The following is an 18676-nucleotide window of genomic DNA, read 5'->3' as shown; positions in this document are numbered from 1 at the left end:
AGGTCAATCTTAGCGCTTACCTTAGCAGAGGGTAAGCACGGCAGTGGATAGGAGATAACCATGTCAGCGGATGCTGCATATGACTTCGATTTATTTGTAATTGGAGCGGGCTCAGGTGGGGTTCGCGCGGCACGTATGGCAGCAGCTACCGGCGCACGCGTTGCTGTTGCGGAAGATCGCTATTTAGGCGGTACTTGTGTCAACGTGGGCTGTGTACCCAAAAAGCTATACTCGTATGCTGCTCATTTTCATGACAGCTTTGATGATGCGGCAGGTTTTGGCTGGCAGCTGGCCTCACCAGCAACCTTCGATTGGCCTACGTTAAGAGATAATAAAACCAGCGAAATAAAACGGCTTAACGGCATCTACCAGCGCATGCTAGAAGGCGCAGGGGTAACACTGTTTAACGCTCGGGCCCGCGTTGTTGATCCGCACACAGTGACACTAACCAATGCAGATGGCGAAGTGAGCGTCAGCGCCGAAAAAATCTTACTCGCGACAGGCGGCTGGCCCTGGGTACCCGAGTTTCCAGGGAGCGATCTTACCTTAACCTCTAACCAAGTATTTGACTTAGATAGCTTTCCTGAAAGGTTTTTAGTACTGGGTGGTGGCTATATTGCCGTCGAGTTCGCCAGTATTTTTAATGGATTGGGCAGCGAGACACATCTGATTTATCGAGGCGACCTGCTTTTAAAAGGGTTTGACCAGGAAGTTCGCGAGTTCACGTGTGATGAAATGGCCAAAAAGGGCGTTAACCTCCATTTCTCTGCCAACATTGCGCGCATTGAACGGAAAGAGGGTGCTCTGCAGGTTGAGCTAACCACTGGGGAAACCTTAGAAGTGGATGCGGTGCTTGCCGCAACTGGGCGCAAGGCGAATACAAGCGGCCTGGGTATCGATGTACTGGGGATTGAGCTAAACAGCGAAGGCAAGCTGCCCGTGAATGAGCGTTATGAAACGCAGGTTCCTTCAATACTAGCTTTGGGTGACCTAATCGCTGGGCCTGAATTAACGCCCGTCGCCCTGGCAGAGGCGATGCAACTGGTGGATATTCACTTCCATAAAAAAACGCCTAGGCCATTGGACTATGACACCATTCCTACTGCCGTTTTCTGTCATCCCAATATCGGTACGGTAGGCTTATCTGAAGAGGCGGCTAGGGAGAAGTTTTCCAAAATACGGGTCTACCGCACTGATTTCAGAGCCATGAAGCACACGCTTTCCGGTAGCCAGGAGCGCATGTTGATGAAACTGATTGTCGATGACGCCAGCGATGTTGTTGTCGGTGCTCACATGGTAGGTGAAGAAGCAGGCGAGCTGATTCAGGGTATTGCCATCGCCGTTCGAGCAGGCCTTACCAAAGAAGATTTCGACCGTACGGTAGGCATTCACCCCACTGGGGCCGAAGAGTTCGTTACCATGCGAACCCCCGCGCGCTATTAACCTTATTGATCAACAGCAATAGGCGAGCTTCGGCTCGCCTTTTTTGTCTCGCGCATCGGTATCACTGATCTAAACTCTGATGGTAGCGCCCAGAAACTTGATGCTAGAGTACGTAACGCTCGTTTGATAACCAAAAATTATAGAAAATGCGGGGATGAATAATATGGTTTTTGAATTGCTCATAATCAGCTGTTATAATGATTCTCAAATTCGCTACAGCGAAGCATAACCATGAGTACGCCTATTAAGCCTTTTACACCTTCTGCCGAGCTGGCTCGCCCAACCGTTGCTGATGCCGTGGTAGGCCATTCCGAAATGCCGCTTTTTATTCGTAAGCCCAATGCTGATGATGGCTGGGGGATTTACGAACTCATCAAAGCGTGCCCGCCGCTCGATGTTAATTCAGCCTACGCTTATCTGCTGCTAGCAACGCAGTTCCGCGATACCTGTGCTGTGGCTACCAACGAAGAGGGTGAAGTAGTTGGTTTTGTATCCGGTTATGTCAAAGATAATGCCCCTGACACCTATTTTTTATGGCAAGTCGCCGTAGGTGAAAAAGCTCGGGGCACAGGTCTGGCACGCCGTCTGGTGGAAGCGATTATGTCGCGCCCTGAACTTGACGACGTTCACCACTTAGAAACCACGATCACCCCTGACAACCAAGCATCGTGGGGGTTGTTCCGTCGCCTAGCTGCACGATGGCAGGCACCTTTGAACAGCCGTGAATACTTTTCTACCGAACAGCTTGGAGGAGAGCACGACCCGGAAAACCTAGTACGTATCGGGCCATTCCAGACGGACCACATCTAAAGGCCGTCTCGATAGATCGTTTTCCCGCTCGTGTTGCCCTAGCTGTTTTAACTCGCTTAGCTCACATACTTGATAAGGAGGTCGCTAATGCAGACCCAAACACTCGAACGCATGGAATCTAATGTTCGTACCTATTCACGCTCGTTTCCTGTTGTCTTTACCAAGGCACAGAATGCGCGGCTGACCGATGAGAATGGTCGTGAATATATTGATTTTCTCGCCGGCGCTGGCACGCTGAACTACGGTCATAACAATCCGCATCTAAAAGAAGCGATGATTGACTATCTCTCCAGCGATGGAGTGGTTCATGGCTTGGATATGTGGACAAGCGCTAAGCGTGACTACCTGGAAACCCTTGAGAACGTCATTCTGAAACCTCGTGGACTTGATTATAAAGTCCACCTGCCGGGACCAACCGGTACTAACGCAGTGGAAGCGGCCATCCGTCTGGCCCGTGTTGCTAAAGGTCGCCATAACATTGTGACCTTCACCAACGGCTTCCACGGTGTGACCATGGGCGCCCTGGCAACCACCGGTAACCGTAAGTTCCGCGAGGCGACGGGGGGCATCCCCACGCAAGGCGCAAGCTTCCTGCCATTTGATGGCTATATGGGTGAGCACGCCGACACGCTGGACTACTTTGAAAAGCTCTTAAACGATAAGTCAGGCGGCTTGGATATCCCCGCAGGCGTGATTGTTGAAACTGTGCAAGGCGAGGGTGGTATCAACGTCGCTGGCCTGGATTGGCTCAAGCGCCTAGAAAGTATCTGTCATGCGCATGACATCCTTCTCATTGTGGATGATATCCAGGCAGGCTGTGGTCGCACGGGTAAATTCTTCAGCTTCGAGCATGCAGGCATTACGCCAGACATTGTCACTAATTCGAAATCGCTCTCAGGCTTCGGATTACCGTTTGCACATGTGTTGATGCGTCCTGAACTCGATAAGTGGAAGCCTGGCCAGTATAACGGTACGTTCCGTGGCTTTAACTTAGCGATGGTTACGGCGACCGCAGCGATGAAAAAGTATTGGTCTAACGACACCTTTGCGCGTGATGTTCAGCGTAAAGCGCGTATCGTTGAAGAGCGCTTCCAAAAACTGGCCGCTATGCTGACAGAAAATGGCATGCCGGCGACCGAGCGTGGCCGTGGTCTGATGCGCGGTATTGACGTGGTATCTGGCGATATCGCCGATAAGATCACCAGCCATGCGTTTGAGCACGGCCTCATCATCGAAACCAGTGGTCAAGATGGTGAAGTGGTCAAGTGCCTTTGTCCGCTAACCATTCCGGATGAAGATCTGCTGAAAGCCTTAGATATCCTTGAAGCGTCAGTTAAGTCTGTTATTAAGGCATAGTTTAGCGTTACGCTAAATCGTCACACGCCATTACGTCCCTTACAGGAATAGGCAGCCAGCAGCTGGCTGCCACGAAACGGAGCACGTTTATGATCGTTCGTAATCTCGAAGAAGCACGTAAAACAGATCGCCTAGTCACTGCTGAAAACGGTAACTGGGACAGCACGCGTCTTGTTCTGGCCAATGATAATGCAGGTTTCTCTTTCCATATCACCCGCATTTTTCCTGGCACTGAGACACACATTCATTACAAAAACCACTATGAAGCGGTATTTTGTTATGAGGGTGAAGGCGAGGTGGAGACCCTGGCCGACGGTAAAATCTGGCCGATCAAGGCGGGCGACATCTACCTGCTGGACCAACACGATGAGCACCTGTTGCGCGGCAAGGAAAAGGGCATGACCGTAGCTTGTGTCTTCACGCCACCGATTACTGGCAACGAAGTACACCAGGAAGATGGCTCTTACGCACCGGCAGGCGATTAAGCTCCATTGTCGTTAGGCTTGTAAGTCTAACTGCCATAACGTAAAAGCAGCCTAGCGTCATTATGCTAGGCTGCTTTTTTTGATTATGGCTAGGCCGAACGCAACTTCTAGCGGTCTACCTGTTCAAATACCAGCGTAATTTCACCCAGGGTGAGGCCAAATTTACGCATGGTCGTACGGTTAATTAGTCGGCCATCAGGCTGCAGGTACATCCAGTCATCCATGGTGAAGCTTAATGTGCGTTCACCCACTTCAATATCTAGTGGGTAGCGCATATGGAAGGCATGGCCGTATTGCCGAGCATCTACTTGGCCTTCAACATCGTTAGCGGTGCCAATCCAGTGATGCTCGTCAACGCGCTCAAACTCCCAAACACGCTGATCAGTCTCGCCATCGGCAAAGACAAAGGCTTCATCCAGAGTGAGCGTATCGCCTTCGTAGGTGCCTGTAATATCAACTGTAAAGCGACGCTGCACTTTGCCAGAGTAGTCTTGTACCATACCCCAAGCGCGGGTTTCCCTCGTAAAGTATTCCGCGATATCCAGCCGGGGAGAAGTGTCAGCATACTCCTCAATTTTGACGTTGGCACAGCCAGCGAGTAGGACAAGAGTGGAAAACAATGAGAAAGCCAAAAATCGTTGACGCATGCTGTTCATTGGGAAATTCCTATATACTTTCTCTTATAAGTATAGCTATTGTAGGAGAAAATTTTGCTAGGTAATAGGCTTTATTTGCTCAAGCAACTAACCAGCTGAGTTCGCATAATATATATTATGTTAAATCAGCTAAACTAGACGGATGAAAAACCGCTGCCATGTTGGACAAGCGGTCACCCTTCTCCTTATCATTCGTGCTCTTATTGTCCAAGGATATCCCTCGTTATGCGCTCAGGTGTTTTATGGCTAATGGCCGGTTTGTCGATGTCGTTTGCAGGCTGCGCAGTGACACAGCCAGAGTCAAATGAGCCACCGCCATTAAGCGAGGCGTCTTTTAATACCCGCATCCTTGAGCTTGAGACATCACTGTCCCAGCAGTGCGACGCCTCTACCGCGTTCAATGAGCAGCAGCTCAGCCAGCAGCAGGTACTGACGGCAGATGTTCGTGAGGTGGGCAGCCTGCTGCGCCATTTACGTCAAGAAGTTGCCAGTTTGGAAGCACGTAGCGAAGAACCCGTCATCATTCGCGAAGAGTGCCGTGTTGAAGAACCCGAAGATAATAAAACACTGCTTGGCCGCAGCGAATGGGTGGGCCTGCCTAGCATTGGCACCTATTTAAAGGCGCGGGTCGATTCAGGAGCCAATACGTCATCCTTATCTGCTTCCGAAATCACTCGCTTTGAGCGTGATGGTGAAGACTGGGTGCGCTTTAAGCTGGCACTGAACGAAGATGACGTGGTCGTAGAGCAGATTCGCGACGAGTGGATTGAGGCGCCTATTGAACGCCGCGTTAAAATCATCCAAGCATCTGGCGAAGAGTCCCGCCCGGTGATTTCACTGTTGATGACTTTAGGGCCAATTCGTGAAAACGTCGAGTTCACTCTGAACGACCGCTCGCATCTGGATTATCCGGTACTGCTTGGGCGTCGTTTCATGATGGATATAGCAACGATCGACGTTGCTGAAACCTATCTGCATGACCGCCCCGAATTCCCGGGTGGCGAACCCTCTGAAGAAGCGGCTGATGATGAAGCGGCCGATCAAGACGATACTGAAGAGTAATCACACTCCCCTGCCGCTTTACGCTGAAAGGAATCACCATGTCACGGTTGCCATTTTATTTTATCGTTGGATTGCTGCTGCTGGTTGGCATCGTCGCCAGCGTGCATCGCCATTTGCAGTTTGAGATTCCCTGGTTTCCAGGCGAGCAGCGCCAAGTATGGGAAATTGAAGCGGTTATTAACTTCAACGCTCAAAATGGCCCGGTACAGGTCGATCTAGCGCTGCCATCCCACCAGGCAGGATTCCGTGTATTGACCGAAAACACGGCATCTTCTGGCTATGGGCTGGCTTACCAGGCAGATGAACTGGGTCGGCAGGCGCAGTGGACCATCCGTGAAGCGGCGGGCAGCCAGCAGCTCTATTACTCCGTTCAGATGCTGGTATCACCTGACTCTCGCGCTCCCATACAAACGCCGCCCGGCATCCCTGCTGTTACTCCCTGGGAAAGCCCCTACGATACGGCCGCTAGCCAGCTAATTGATCGTGCTTGGGATCGTAGCGCCAATAACGCTACGTTTGCCCGCGAGTTAATTCTCGATATTAATGGAGAGCGTCAGGGAGAAAATGCGCGCCTGCTGCTAACCCAAATGCAACCGTCAGCTCTGATTGTGCGCTTGCTGAATCAAGCAGGCGTGCAGGCCAGAGAAGTAAGCGGCTTACTGCTGGAAGATGGTCGTCGCCGTCAAACCCTCAGCAGTTGGATTCAGGTGTTTGACCAAACTGCTGAAGAGTGGACGCTGTTTAACCCAGCGACCGGCGAACAGGGTCAACCCGAGAACTTGCTGTTATGGGAAACCGGCGGTCGTGCGGTGCTTGAGGTTCAAGGTGGCACGAATTCCCGTGTTTCCTTCTCAATGCTAACCCACTACCAGCCTGCTTCGGCGGCGGTGCGTAACCACTACTCCGACGACACGCTGCTAAACTTCTCGATTCACAGCCTGCCGCTGGAAGAGCAGGCGCTATTCCAGACGATCCTGTTGATCCCGATCGGTGCGCTAGTGGTTGTATTCCTGCGCGTACTCGTGGGTGTGAAAACGTCAGGGACCTTTATGCCAGTACTGATTGCTCTGGCGTTTATTCAAACCACCCTACTGACCGGTTTGATTGGTTTCCTGCTCATCGTGGCGGTTGGCTTAATTATCCGTAACTATCTCTCGTACCTCAATTTGCTCTTAGTCGCGAGGGTCTCGGCGGTCATTATTACGGTCATTGCCATCATCTCGATCTTTACCGTGCTGGCGTACCGCATGGGCTTGAGCGCCGGGTTAACGGTGACGTTCTTCCCGATGATCATCTTGGCGTGGACCATTGAGCGGATGTCGATCCTTTGGGAAGAAGAAGGTCCCAAACAGGTATTGGTACAGGGCGGTGGCAGCCTGCTAACAGCGGTGCTGGCATTCCTTGCAATGAATAACCCGTGGGTACGCCACATCACCTTCAACTTCCTGGGTGTGCAGCTCATCTTGATGGCCTTTATTCTGCTATTGGGTAATTACACGGGCTATCGCCTGCTGGAACTTCGTCGTTTCAAACCCATTACCGAAGATGAGAAGCCTTCATGAGCTGGCTAAAAAACTGGACGTGGCCGACCCGCCTTCGGGATAAAGGCATTGTGGGCATGAACCGGCGTAATATTCGTTATATTGGCCGGTACAATGCGCGCCGGTTATATCCTCTAGTGGATGACAAGCTCAAAACAAAGCTACTGGCTCAGCAGTATGGCATTACCACGCCCGAACTCATCGGTACGGTGACGACACAGTTTGGCGTTAAGCATATGAGTGACATGCTTGACGGCCATCAGGGCTTTGTTGTCAAACCGGCCAAAGGGAGTGGTGGTAAGGGTATTCTTGTTATTGAAAAGGTAGAAAATGGCCTTTTCTACAAACCCAGTGGTGCCAGCCTGACGATGGAAGACATTGAGCGACACGTCTCAAACCTTCTCTCGGGCCTTTATTCATTAGGCGGCTCGCCCGATGTAGCGGTCATTGAAACGCTGATTAACTTTGATGAAAGCCTGCTTGAGTACACCTATGAGGGTGTTCCTGACATTCGCGTGATTGTCTTCAAGGGCTACCCGGTGATGGCCATGATGCGCCTCTCCACGGCGGCATCCGATGGTAAAGCTAACCTTCACCAAGGGGCTGTCGGGGTTGGCTTGAACATCGCCACTGGAGCAGCGCTACGGGGTGTGCAGTTTGACCGCCCTTGCTATAGCCACCCCGATACGGGGCATGACCTGGCAAGCCTTGTCGTGCCCCAGTGGGAAACTCTCCTTCACCTGGCGGCGGGCTGCTACGAGATGACCGGCCTTGGCTATCTGGGTACCGATATGGTGCTGGATCGCAAGCACGGCCCCATGCTACTGGAGCTAAACGCCCGCCCCGGTTTAGCGATTCAAATGACCAATGGTGAGGGTCTGCGTCGCCGGCTGGACTTGATTGAGCGTCAGCCTGATAACGTGCCGGTGGCTAAGCGCGTAGCGTTCGCCCAGCACCATTTTGCGCGTAAAAGCGAGCTGGTCGATAACCCTGACACACCCTCGGCAACGGCGTAGACTACACGCGAGACGTTCAACGAGCTATCTAATGACTGAAGCGAATACGCTATTGCAGCAAGCAGAATCTCAGTGTCACACGCGCGGCGTTCGGTTTACCCCGATACGCCGCCGGGTACTTGAGCTTATCGCAGAAAACGGTGGCGGCCTCAAAGCATATGATCTGCTGGATCAGCTCTCCACTGAGCATGCCGCTGCCCGCCCGCCTACTGTCTATCGCGCGCTGGAATTTCTGATCGAACAGGGGCTGGTGCATCGCATTGAATCGCAAAATGCCTATGTGGCCTGCGCATGCCCAGAGCACGCCCATGGCTTCCAGCTACTCATCTGTCGCCAGTGCGGCTACGTCGAAGAGCTGCACCTTGATGAAATTAGCGATCAGCTTGCCGCCCTGGCCCAGCGCCAAGGCTTCAACGTTGAGCGCCAAACGATTGAGCTTCAGGGCTTATGTCAAGCATGCCGATCCGTGAGTAATGCCTAATGTCCCAATTTGATGAACTCGCCCCTCAACAGCTTTTTAAGGCGTTAGAGTCAGCGACCACAACAGCCTCCCTGCCCAAGCTTGCAACGCTACTAGATGCCGTTCGCTTTAATGAAGACGGCCTGATTCCCGCCATTGCCCAGCAACATGATACGGGCGAAGTACTGATGATGGCGTGGATGAACCGAGAAGCCCTGGAAGAGACGTTAACAACGCAGCGAGTTTGCTACTTCTCACGCTCGCGCCAAAAGCTATGGCGTAAAGGTGAGACATCTGGCCAGCAACAGCGCCTTAAAAGCGCAGCGCTAGATTGCGATGGGGATACGCTGCTGGTTCAGGTGGAGCAAACTGGTCCCGCGTGCCATACCGGCCGTCGCAGCTGCTTTTATGTGTCGCTCGGTGCAGACAGCGCCAAGATTACCAGCGAGCCGCTGATTGATCCGGCCACGCTATACGGCAAAAAAGCGCCGTGAAAACTTGGCTGTTCGCCATTAAACAGGTTTTTCTTAAGCTGCTAGCAGCAGTGATGGTAGGCTGTATTCGCGTATACCAATACACCATCAGCCCACTGCTTGGACCCCGCTGCCGTTTCTGGCCAAGCTGCTCTTCCTATACCATCGAGGCCATCCAGGTGCACGGCCCTTTCAAAGGCGGCTGGATGGCCGCCAAACGCATCGTGAAATGCCACCCAGGTAGCCCAGGCGGCATGGACCCGGTGCCCGGTGGGCGCAGCGAAGCGCTCTGCCGTGAAGATGACGACCGCCCTGCTGAGCGTTGCCGCTCAACCTCCTGCCGCCACTAACGTTTATCCTAGCTTAGCCACCTGATAGATACGCTCTAACATGGCGTGCAGGCCGTTACTGCGCGTGGGTGAAAGGTGGTTATCAAGCCCGAGATCTTTCAAGAAATGCGGCTCGGTCTGATTGATCTCTTCGGCTGTGCGCTCACTGTATATACGCAGCAACACGGCGATCAGCCCTGATACGATGGCAGCATCCGACGTAGCCTTAAACACCAGTTTGTCGCCTGCCTGTTCATGGCACATCCACACGTTGGATTGGCAGCCTTGGATTTTATATTCTTCCGTACGACGCTCCTCCGGAAAGTCAGGCAGCTGCTTTCCCATATCAATAATGTATTGATAACGGTCCATCCAGTTATCAAACATCTCAAACTCTTCGACCAGCTCCTGTTGGGCTAGCTCTGCGCCTGAAGTTGCCATGGCGTATCCTTTGGGTTGATGAATCACAGTCGCGGCTATTATAACGTTTCAGCCCCTGTTTTTGGGGGCGTTTTCAAGCGGTGGCGCTGCTGCTCTTGATGCCACTCATCGGCTTCGGTGTGCAAATAACGGCTGGTGGTATCTAGCTTGGCATGGCGAGCGCTTTCCGCTAAGTAGCGCAGGCTAACGCCGGATTGGGCCTGATGAGTGATCGCCGTATGCCTCAGCCAGTGAGGCGTTGCTCGGCGAAGCGCATTCACATACGCAGGCTTACCGCCCTCCTCTTCTAGCACATCAGCGGCCTTGGCAAAGGTTTCCTTAATCAATCGGTAAAGCTGGTTATCGCTAATGCCTCGGCGTTTATCCAGCGCACGAATGATTGGCGCTGGCTCATGGTAGCTTGGCAGTGCCTTTAGCCCTAGCGCTGCCCGCCATGTTTTCAAACTCTCCAGCATGTCATCAGGCACCGGAATACGAGCCTGTTTACTGCCCTTGCCTATCACACGCCACCACCAGCGCCCCTCCACCTCATGAAAATCATCCATTTGGGCGCTGGCCATCTCACTAATACGTGGCGCCAATAGATAAGCAAAGCTGAAGATGAAGCGTCGGCGCGCATCCTCGTACATGAGGCGAGCATCATCACTACTCAAAGGTTGGTTTAACCACTGCCAAAACCAGGCCCACAGCGGTTGCTCCAGATAGCGCTCTATGGCCTGCGACTGATTATTCATTCGTCGTGCTTTATCGCGCATCAGCACAAACGGGTTATGCCTAACCCACCCTGCTTCTACCAGCCAGCTAAATAAGCCCTGAAGAATAATCAAGCTCTGCCGGCGACTAGCGGGCGACAGTCCGTTTCTAAATGGCCGCCACTCAGGATGCTCTCTTGACTTTGAAGGCCCCACCCACGCCGCCCGCGGCTGAGGGTCTTCTAGAAAGGCTTCAAACTGGCGCAGCGCCTCGCGGTTCATATCACGTAAGCCTTTCCCTTGGCTGACCAGCCAAAGCAGCAGTCTCTCCGCTTCTCGGCGGTAGCTTTTTAGCGTTTGCGGGCTGTCACGGTACTCCGCCAGCCATAGCCGCACGGCCTGGTAGTCATTTTCCGCCTCGATTCGCGGGTACTGAGTAGACGCGAGGACAGATTGGCTTGTTGCCCAGTGCTCCTCCTCTATCAGGCTTGGCATTGCAGTGAGGTTATCGCCGCTGTTTAAGCCATTATGTGGCGTTTCGGGTGGCATTTCAGCGCCTTCTTCGTCGTTATTCAATGGGTTAAGTGTGGCGCTACGCCTCATAAAATTCAAGATAATGGGCGTAATCTTGAATTTTATGCTATAAAATAAATAATATTACGTTTTATGTATTACGTAATTATTGTTTTTTTCAGACACAGCCACGACAATAGCGCTCTTTGACTGGCAAAGGATAACGACCATGGCACGCAGCGGAATTCAGTACAGTGACGTTCAGCAAGCGATTGATACACTGCTGGCCCGCGGGGACACACCCAGCGTGCAGCGCATCCGTGAAGTGCTCGGCACTGGCAGCTTTACGACCATTAGTGAGCATTTCCGCCTATGGCGCACCGAGCGTGAACACAATCGTGACGTACCGCCCCCCAAAGGCGTGCCTGAAGTCGTGGTCACTGTGGCCAGCGAGCTATGGCGCGAAGCGCAAGAGGTTGCCAACCAGGCACTGGTACACTATCGGGAGGATGCCAATCGTCAGGTGGAGAGCGCGCAGCAAGAAGCTGCCGAAGCGCTTCAGCAGGCCGCCAATGCAGAGCAGCGCGAAAGTGCCCTGGCAGAGCATTTACGCCATACCGAACAGCGCTTAGAAGCGCTTCACCGCGACTTGGGAGAAAGCCAAACCAACGAGCGCCACTGGCAGCAGCAGGCAGAAAAAGCAGCTCACGAGGCCAGCCAATACCGCGAGCAGCTTGAGCAAGCCAAGCAAACCCTTAAAGCCAACCAAGACCGCTTTGTCGAACAACAGGAAGCGCAGCAGAAAGCCTGGGAGCAGCGCTTAGCCCAGGAGGAGCAGCGTAATGAGGCATCAGAAGGCAAGCTGATGGCACTGCTGGATACGCTACGACAGGAGCGCGCCCAAGAAGAGAAGTTGCTGCAAAAGCGTTTACAGCAGTGGGAACAGCGAGCGGAAGCGCTCAGCAACGAGCTTCAAAACAAGAACGAAGCGATTCATCAGTATCAGCAGGACAACAACACCCAACAGCAGCGTCTGGCCGAACTGGAGCGTCACAACGCGGAACTGCAAACCCAGCGAAACGAGCTACAGACGAGTCTGGATAAAGCCACCCAGACGTTAGAAACACACCAACAACAAGCGCGAGACAGCGACCACTGGCAAGAGCAGCTATGGCAGCGTATGGCATCATTGCAAGCGCAGCTGGCAGACCTGCCCAACACGCTCGCCAGTAGTAGTGACGAAACACCAGAGACAAAAAAGCCATCCCGATAACGGGATGGCCAATGGTGGTTAGGGCATTAAAAGATTAGGAGTAGCTGTCCAGTCGATTAAGACTTGCTGGGCTCACCGCTCTGCTCATCGGGTAACTCCCAAGTGCCCTTTTCGGTCCATGGATCGTTTTCCGGAAACTCTTCGATATTGATTTCTGGCTCATCGTAATCGGGCTGGAAGCGCAAATCGTAGTGCGCCGCCCTAACCATAGAAACCATCAGCAACACGGAAATCAACAGCAGTGGTACGCCGCTGACGATACTGGCAGTTTGCAGCGTCTGCAGCCCACCTAAGAAGAGTAGCGACATGGGCAAGAGCGATAGCGTAAAGGCCCAGAATAGGCGATGCCACCGCGCTGGCTCTTTATCGAGCTTCTTCTCTGCGGCAGAAGAGAGAATGTAGGCAATCGAATCAAAGGTAGTGGCAGTGAAAATAGACAGCAGAATCACCACTGCTAACGTCACCAGCCAAGAGAGCGGCAGTTGGCTCAGCACCGCATAAAAGGCCGCATTAGCTGACTGATCGTTCATCACCTGGATAACGTCCAGCGTGCCTGAAAGCTGTAGGTAAAGGCCATAGTTGCCCAGGATGATGAAAAACAGCGCGCAGCCCAGTGAGCCAAAGAAAATCGATCCGGCCACCATGGTTTTGATGCGGCGCCCTTTCGAAATGCGCGCAATAAACAGGCCCACGGTTGGCGCAAATACCAACCACCAAGCCCAATAAAAAATCGTCCAGGATTGATGGAAACCGGTGTCTTCGAAGCCATTCAGGTCACCGAAAGGCTCTGTCCACGTCGCCATTTGAACCAGGTTGCTGAGCATTAAGCCGATGGAGTTTAGGCCAGTATCTAAAATAAATACGGTAGGCCCCATCACCAAGACAAACAGCAGCACGGCTAAACCAAGCCACATGTTGATGTCGGACAGCATCTCGATGCCGCCCTTCAAACCGCGCCATGCACTTACCGCAAAGATCGCCGTGGTACCTACCAGTACCGCAATTTGGCTGGTGGCATTAGGGGTGAAGGAGAACAGACCACCCAGCCCTTCATTGATCAACGGTACCAGAATACCTAGTGACGTTGCGCCGCCGCCCAGCATGCCAAAAATAAATAGAATATCAATGATGTTGCCCAGCCAGCTTCTAGCCAGTTTCTCACCTAGCACGGGGCGAATGGCTTCACTGATGCGCAGCACTTTATGTTTACGCACATGAAGGAAGTAAGCCATGGGCAGTGCGGGAACAAGGTAGATCGACCAAGCAATAGGGCCCCAGTGGAACATACCGTAAGTCGCTGCCCATGCGGTTGCCTCCTCAGAGAAAGGCTCGACATGAAAGGGAGGGTTCTGCAGGTAGTACATCCACTCGACCATACCCCAGAACACAACCGCCCCGCCGATGCCTGCTGCGAACAGCATTGCGCCCCAGGAGAGCAGCGAAAACTCCGGCTCGGCGTCTACATCGCCCAGCTTGATTTGCCCTATATCGCTAAACACGATGTAGAACATAAAGCCCAGCGAAGCGACGCCCATGGCGAGATAGAGCACGCCAAAGTTAGTGGTCACGAAGCTTTGCGCTGCCATCACCCAGACGCGGCCCATCTCTGGAAACAGTATGAGCGGAAGCGTCACCGCAAGTAGCAGGCCCAAAGACCCGAAAAAGATAGGTTTATGGATATTAGAAAACACAGATGAGCGTTTAATGGCCGTCTCTCCATGGCACTTTGTTGGGAATTCTCTCGCCATAACGGCTTAGAGAATAGCTTTACAATAGTGTTACATGGAATAAACGTTGACTGCCAGCAGCGGCTTCTATCGCCTATTGTTTTCGCATATCAAAGCGCACACAAAAAAAGCCCAGCAGTGGCCTGCTGGGCTTTTGCGACGCTAGCAAAGTATCTGAAGGATGCTCTAGCGGTAATAAGCGTTCGTTGTATCAGTATGGTCAGTCACGTCGCGAATGCCTGCCAATTCAGGGATGCGATCCATCAGCGTTTTCTCTACGCCATCTTTAAGCGTGAGATCCACCGCTGCACACCCTTGGCAACCGCCGCCAAACGCTAGAATCGCCACGCGGTCTTCTGTCAGCTCGACAAGCTTAATCTCGCCACCGTGAGCCGCTAGTCCAGGATTGATTTCACTGTAGAGCGTATAGTTGATACGGTCTTCCAGCGGGCTGTCGGCATTCACCTTGGGCATTTTAGCGTTGGGTGCTTTAATCGTCAGCTGTCCGCCCATACGGTCAGCGTTAAAGTCGACAACCGCTTCTTCTAAAAACGCTAGGCTGTTTTTATCGAGAAATACACCAATCTTCTCAAGTTCCAGCTTCACGTCGGTAGGCTCTTCTTCCCCAGGACGGCAATAGGCTAAGCAGGTTTCTGCATAGGGCGTGCCGGGCTGAGTGATGAAGATGCGTACAGCGATGCCTTCAACGTTCTGCTTTTCCAGCAGTTCCGCTAAGTAGTCTTGTGCGCTGTCGGTAATGTTAATGCCGGGCGCTTCGATAGTCGTGGTCATAAGGGATGTTATCCTCCCGTGGTAGTGGCAGTGCCACTTCACATGTCATTTATGCCTATGGTAAGCAAAACCGCGTGCCGACACAATCCCGAGTGTTTTAGTCGGCTATTGCTCTCGCCTATGAGTGCGGCTAATAAGGATGCTGCAATAACTTCACGCCCACGCTTGCTGCCCTATGGGGCGCCCTTTGGTATGATAGCCGCCGCTCAACTAATGACGACGACGATAAAAATATCCTTTCTGACTGAGACGCTGGAGATTTCCCCCTGCCATGGCTGCTAGTGATTTGACTGCTTCCCTCACCCAACGCCTTGCCCAACGCATCCTGATTCTGGATGGCGGCATGGGCACCATGCTGCAGAATGCCCAGCTCAGCGAGGATGATTTCCGCGGTGAACGCTTCCGCGATTGGCCGTCGGATTTAAAAGGTAATAATGACCTACTAGCGCTGACCTGCCCGGATGTCGTCGCTCGTATTCACCGCGATTACCTGGAAGCTGGCGCGGACATCCTGGAAACCAACACGTTTAACAGCACCCGTTTATCCCAGGCCGACTACGGCATGGAAGACTTGGTGCCCGAGCTTAACCGTGAATCGGCACGCTTGGCACGCGAAGTGTGCGATGCGGTTGCCGCCGAGACCGATATCCCACGTTACGTGGCCGGGGTGCTAGGCCCAACGTCACGCACGGCATCACTCTCTCCAGACGTTAACGACCCCGCAAAACGTAACGTGACGTTTGATGCGCTTCGCGAAAACTACTACGAAGCGGCCAGTGCCCTGATCGAAGGCGGCGCTGACCTGATCATGATCGAAACGATCTTTGATACGCTTAACGCTAAAGCCGCTATCTATGCGCTTGAAGAGCTGTTTGAGGATCTTGGCCGCCGCCTGCCGGTGATGATCTCCGGCACGATTACCGATGCTTCCGGGCGCACGCTTTCCGGGCAAACCACGGAAGCCTTCTGGAACTCCGTGCGTCATGCCAACCCGCTCTCCGTGGGCTTGAACTGTGCGTTGGGTGCTGAAGAACTCCGCCCCTATTTAGAAGAGCTCTCCACCAAAGCCGACACGTTTGTGTCTGCTCATCCCAATGCGGGCTTGCCCAATGAGTTTGGTGAGTACGACCAAACGCCTGAAGAGATGGCCGCCATCGTCAGCGAGTTTGCCCAGAGCGGTTTAGTCAACATTATTGGTGGCTGCTGCGGGTCAACGCCTGAACATATCCGTGCCATTGCCGATGCCGTGCGCCCTATGGCGCCCCGCATAATACCGGAGCGCAGCAAAGCGTGCCGCCTGTCGGGTCTTGAGCCGTTTAATATTGAAGCCGACTCCCTGTTTGTTAACGTTGGTGAACGTACCAACGTGACCGGGTCGGCACGTTTTAAGCGCTTGATCGTTGAAGAAGATTTCACCACGGCGCTGGAAGTTGCTTTAGAGCAGGTGGAAAGCGGTGCCCAGATTATCGACATCAACATGGACGAGGGCATGTTGGAGTCGAAGGAAGCCATGGTGCGCTTCCTGAACTTGATTGCGGGCGAGCCGGACATTGCCCGCGTGCCCATCATGATCGACTCCTCGAAATGGGACATCATTGAAGCAGGCCTGAAATGCGTTCAAGGCAAAGCGGTTGTTAACTCGATCTCTCTGAAAGAAGGCGAAGCCGCCTTCCGCGAGCAGGCAACCAAATGCCGCCGCTTCGGGGCGGCGATTGTCGTCATGGCGTTTGACGAAGAGGGCCAAGCCGATACGTTTGCCCGCAAAACCGAAATCTGCGAACGCGCTTATCGGCTGCTCGTGGACGAGATTGGTTTTCCGCCGGAAGACATCATTTTCGACCCAAATATCTTCGCCATCGCCACGGGCATTGAAGAGCACAATAACTACGCCGTCGATTTTATCGAAGCCACTCAGTGGATTCGTGAGCACCTGCCCCACGCGATGATCTCGGGCGGTGTCTCCAACGTTTCGTTCTCGTTCCGGGGTAACAATCCGGTACGCGAAGCGATCCATTCGGTATTCCTCTACCACGCCATTCGTGCCGGGCTCAGCATGGGTATTGTGAACGCCGGTCAGCTAGCGGTTTACGATGACCTACCTGCCGAGCTGCGCGATGCAGTGGAAGACGTGGTGCTGAATCGTCGCGCTGATGGTACTGAACGCCTGTTGGACCTCGCCGACAAGTACAAAGGGGATGGCAGCGGCCCTGCCAAAAAAGAAGATTTGGAGTGGCGCAGCTGGCCCGTCAACAAGCGTATTGAACACGCGCTGGTGAAAGGGGTGACTGCCTTTATCGAGGAAGATACTGAAGAGGCTCGTGCCCAGGCCGCTCGCCCGATTGAGGTGATCGAAGGCCCGCTCATGGACGGCATGAACGTGGTGGGCGACCTATTTGGTGCAGGCAAAATGTTCCTGCCTCAAGTGGTCAAGTCGGCTCGCGTCATGAAGCAAGCGGTCGCTTATCTGATCCCCTATATCGAAGCGGAAAAAAGCGAAGACACCCAAGCCAAAGGCAAAATCGTCATGGCCACGGTTAAGGGTGACGTACACGACATCGGAAAAAATATCGTGGGCGTCGTGCTGCAGTGTAATAACTACGAAGTGATTGACCTGGGTGTGATGGTTCCCACCGAGAAAATTTTACAGGCCGCCATCGACCACAATGCCGATATCATCGGCCTCTCTGGCCTGATTACGCCCTCGCTGGATGAAATGGTCCATGTGGCCAAAGAGATGCAGCGCCGTGGTATGAACCTACCGCTGCTGATTGGCGGTGCCACCACCTCAAAAGCGCACACGGCAGTAAAAATCGAACCGCAGTACGAGCACCCCGTTATTTACGTGACGGATGCTTCCCGTGCGGTAGGCGTGGCCGGTAAGTTGCTGGCCCCCAATTTGAAATCTGCTTACGTGGCCGAGATTCGCGAAGAGTACGAAAAAGTACGCGAGCGTAACGCCAAGCGTCGCCCGAAAGCGGCTGACCTGGATTACACCCAGGCGCGTAAACGCCGCTTCCGCACCGACTGGGCAAATCATACCCCTGCCAAGCCGAACACGCTGGGTCTGATGACCTTTGACGATTACGACCTGGAAGAGCTGGTCGAGCGTATCGACTGGACGCCTTTCTTCATGAGCTGGCAGCTCGCCGGGAAGTACCCCAAGATTCTCAATGACGACGTGGTGGGTGAAGCCGCCCAAAACCTGTTTGACGATGCCAAAGTGATGCTGCGCAAGCTGATCGATGAAAAGCGCGTACAGGCGCGGGGCGTGATTGGCTTATGGCCCGCAAACAGCGTGGACGACGACGTGATAGAAGTTTACGCCGATGAGAGCCGCACCGAAGTAGTCGAGCGCTTACACCATATTCGTCAGCAGACCACCAAAGGCCGCGACGGCATCTGCTACAGTCTGGCCGACTTCATCGCTCCTAAAGAGAGCGGCAAGCCGGACTGGATTGGCGGTTTCGCCGTGACTACTGGCCACGGTGTTGACGAGCTCTCCAAGGCCTATGAGGCAGCGGGCGATGACTATAACGCCATCATGGTGCAGGCGCTCACCGACCGTTTGGCAGAAGCCTTTGCCGAACGTATGCACGAGAGAGTACGG

17 protein-coding genes are annotated in these 18676 nt (G+C 53.4%); 12 read left to right on the top strand and 5 right to left on the bottom strand.

The window, feature by feature from the left end; translation table 11 throughout:
* Positions 1-60 precede the first annotated feature (60 nt).
* From gorA to BIS10_RS05030, 4 genes are all read left to right on the top strand, one after another.
* Positions 61-1443 (top strand): glutathione-disulfide reductase, encoded by a 1383-nt coding sequence (gorA, locus tag BIS10_RS05045; RefSeq protein ID WP_253503098.1) that lies wholly within the window; start codon positions 61-63, stop codon positions 1441-1443.
* A 231-nt stretch (positions 1444-1674) separates the two neighbouring features.
* On the top strand, positions 1675-2253 hold the full coding sequence (gene ectA / locus BIS10_RS05040; protein ID WP_253503095.1) for a diaminobutyrate acetyltransferase: 579 nt from the start codon (positions 1675-1677) through the stop codon (positions 2251-2253).
* A gap of 87 nt (positions 2254-2340) precedes the next feature.
* Positions 2341-3609, top strand: a complete 1269-nt coding sequence (gene ectB / locus BIS10_RS05035) for a diaminobutyrate--2-oxoglutarate transaminase (protein ID WP_253503092.1) — start codon at positions 2341-2343, stop codon at positions 3607-3609.
* 89 nt (positions 3610-3698) lie between these two features.
* Positions 3699-4094: an ectoine synthase gene (locus tag BIS10_RS05030; RefSeq protein ID WP_083025875.1), complete on the top strand. Its 396-nt coding sequence runs from the start codon at positions 3699-3701 to the stop codon at positions 4092-4094.
* Positions 4095-4201: 107 nt separating this feature from the next.
* Here BIS10_RS05030 and BIS10_RS05025 read toward each other — a convergent pair whose 3' ends face one another.
* The gene (locus BIS10_RS05025; RefSeq protein ID WP_253503090.1) at positions 4202-4741 is read right to left on the bottom strand and encodes a DUF3833 domain-containing protein; all 540 of its coding nucleotides are present in this window, start codon (positions 4739-4741) and stop codon (positions 4202-4204) included.
* 234 nt (positions 4742-4975) lie between these two features.
* Here BIS10_RS05025 and BIS10_RS05020 point away from each other — a divergent pair, with 234 nt between their 5' ends.
* The 6 genes from BIS10_RS05020 to yidD are packed head-to-tail and all read left to right on the top strand — an operon-like array spanning position 4976 to position 9652.
* Positions 4976-5812 (top strand): ATP-dependent zinc protease, encoded by an 837-nt coding sequence (locus BIS10_RS05020; RefSeq protein WP_253503087.1) that lies wholly within the window; start codon positions 4976-4978, stop codon positions 5810-5812.
* A 38-nt stretch (positions 5813-5850) separates the two neighbouring features.
* The gene (locus BIS10_RS05015; RefSeq protein ID WP_083025869.1) at positions 5851-7374 is read left to right on the top strand and encodes an inactive transglutaminase family protein; all 1524 of its coding nucleotides are present in this window, start codon (positions 5851-5853) and stop codon (positions 7372-7374) included.
* A complete protein-coding gene (locus tag BIS10_RS05010) occupies positions 7371-8369 on the top strand; it encodes an alpha-L-glutamate ligase-like protein (protein WP_058577943.1) in 999 nt (332 codons plus the stop codon). The genes BIS10_RS05015 and BIS10_RS05010 overlap by 4 nt, the downstream gene beginning before the upstream one ends.
* A 31-nt stretch (positions 8370-8400) precedes the next feature.
* On the top strand, positions 8401-8850 hold the full coding sequence (locus BIS10_RS05005; RefSeq protein ID WP_044629111.1) for a transcriptional repressor: 450 nt from the start codon (positions 8401-8403) through the stop codon (positions 8848-8850).
* Complete coding sequence (gene hisI / locus BIS10_RS05000) at positions 8850-9323, top strand: phosphoribosyl-AMP cyclohydrolase (RefSeq protein WP_083025868.1); 474 nt, start codon at positions 8850-8852, stop codon at positions 9321-9323. The genes BIS10_RS05005 and hisI overlap by 1 nt, the downstream gene beginning before the upstream one ends.
* Positions 9324-9376: 53 nt before the next feature.
* Positions 9377-9652: a membrane protein insertion efficiency factor YidD gene (gene yidD, locus BIS10_RS04995; protein WP_044629169.1), complete on the top strand. Its 276-nt coding sequence runs from the start codon at positions 9377-9379 to the stop codon at positions 9650-9652.
* A 3-nt stretch (positions 9653-9655) separates the two neighbouring features.
* On the opposite strand, the gene BIS10_RS04990 is transcribed toward yidD, so the two are convergent.
* Complete coding sequence (locus BIS10_RS04990) at positions 9656-10072, bottom strand: SufE family protein (RefSeq protein ID WP_083025864.1); 417 nt, start codon at positions 10070-10072, stop codon at positions 9656-9658.
* 38 nt (positions 10073-10110) lie between these two features.
* Positions 10111-11313 carry a site-specific integrase gene (locus tag BIS10_RS04985; RefSeq protein WP_253503084.1) on the bottom strand — a complete coding sequence of 401 codons (1203 nt, stop codon included), beginning with the start codon at positions 11311-11313 and terminating at the stop codon, positions 10111-10113.
* Positions 11314-11506: 193 nt separating this feature from the next.
* Between BIS10_RS04985 and BIS10_RS04980 the strand changes: the two genes are divergently transcribed.
* A complete protein-coding gene (locus BIS10_RS04980; protein WP_083025862.1) occupies positions 11507-12550 on the top strand; it encodes a DNA-binding protein in 1044 nt (347 codons plus the stop codon).
* Between the two features lie 56 nt (positions 12551-12606).
* Here BIS10_RS04980 and BIS10_RS04975 read toward each other — a convergent pair whose 3' ends face one another.
* Together BIS10_RS04975 and nfuA are read right to left on the bottom strand one after the other, a co-directional pair.
* Entirely contained in the window at positions 12607-14298 is a 1692-nt protein-coding gene (locus BIS10_RS04975; RefSeq protein WP_301281967.1) for a BCCT family transporter, read from the bottom strand.
* Between the two features lie 165 nt (positions 14299-14463).
* Positions 14464-15069, bottom strand: a complete 606-nt coding sequence (nfuA, locus tag BIS10_RS04970) for a Fe-S biogenesis protein NfuA (protein WP_054645091.1) — start codon at positions 15067-15069, stop codon at positions 14464-14466.
* A gap of 271 nt (positions 15070-15340) precedes the next feature.
* Between nfuA and metH the strand changes: the two genes are divergently transcribed.
* Positions 15341-18676: methionine synthase (gene metH, locus BIS10_RS04965; protein ID WP_253503081.1), on the top strand; the 3336-nt coding region annotated here is incomplete at its 3' end.

The organism is Halomonas sp. 707B3 (assembly GCF_024158645.1).
Taxonomy (GTDB): Bacteria; Pseudomonadota; Gammaproteobacteria; order Pseudomonadales; family Halomonadaceae; genus Vreelandella; species Vreelandella lionensis.
This window is presented reverse-complemented; position numbering and strand designations above follow the sequence as displayed.

What these genes read in the sequence shown, in the direction of transcription:
- ectB (WP_253503092.1), top strand. Translation starts at nt 2,341, where the DNA reads ATGCAGACCCAAACACTCGAACGCATGGAATCTAATGTTCGTACCTAT.
- BIS10_RS05010 (WP_058577943.1), top strand. Translation starts at nt 7,371, where the DNA reads ATGAGCTGGCTAAAAAACTGGACGTGGCCGACCCGCCTTCGGGATAAA.
- yidD (WP_044629169.1), top strand. Translation starts at nt 9,377, where the DNA reads ATGGTAGGCTGTATTCGCGTATACCAATACACCATCAGCCCACTGCTT.
- nfuA (WP_054645091.1), bottom strand. Translation starts at nt 15,069, where the DNA reads ATGACCACGACTATCGAAGCGCCCGGCATTAACATTACCGACAGCGCA.
- BIS10_RS05030 (WP_083025875.1), top strand. Translation starts at nt 3,699, where the DNA reads ATGATCGTTCGTAATCTCGAAGAAGCACGTAAAACAGATCGCCTAGTC.
- BIS10_RS05015 (WP_083025869.1), top strand. Translation starts at nt 5,851, where the DNA reads ATGTCACGGTTGCCATTTTATTTTATCGTTGGATTGCTGCTGCTGGTT.
- BIS10_RS05005 (WP_044629111.1), top strand. Translation starts at nt 8,401, where the DNA reads ATGACTGAAGCGAATACGCTATTGCAGCAAGCAGAATCTCAGTGTCAC.
- BIS10_RS05025 (WP_253503090.1), bottom strand. Translation starts at nt 4,741, where the DNA reads ATGCGTCAACGATTTTTGGCTTTCTCATTGTTTTCCACTCTTGTCCTA.
- BIS10_RS05020 (WP_253503087.1), top strand. Translation starts at nt 4,976, where the DNA reads ATGCGCTCAGGTGTTTTATGGCTAATGGCCGGTTTGTCGATGTCGTTT.
- BIS10_RS04985 (WP_253503084.1), bottom strand. Translation starts at nt 11,313, where the DNA reads ATGCCACCCGAAACGCCACATAATGGCTTAAACAGCGGCGATAACCTC.
- BIS10_RS04975 (WP_301281967.1), bottom strand. Translation starts at nt 14,298, where the DNA reads ATGGCGAGAGAATTCCCAACAAAGTGCCATGGAGAGACGGCCATTAAA.
- ectA (WP_253503095.1), top strand. Translation starts at nt 1,675, where the DNA reads ATGAGTACGCCTATTAAGCCTTTTACACCTTCTGCCGAGCTGGCTCGC.
- BIS10_RS04980 (WP_083025862.1), top strand. Translation starts at nt 11,507, where the DNA reads ATGGCACGCAGCGGAATTCAGTACAGTGACGTTCAGCAAGCGATTGAT.
- hisI (WP_083025868.1), top strand. Translation starts at nt 8,850, where the DNA reads ATGTCCCAATTTGATGAACTCGCCCCTCAACAGCTTTTTAAGGCGTTA.
- BIS10_RS04990 (WP_083025864.1), bottom strand. Translation starts at nt 10,072, where the DNA reads ATGGCAACTTCAGGCGCAGAGCTAGCCCAACAGGAGCTGGTCGAAGAG.
- gorA (WP_253503098.1), top strand. Translation starts at nt 61, where the DNA reads ATGTCAGCGGATGCTGCATATGACTTCGATTTATTTGTAATTGGAGCG.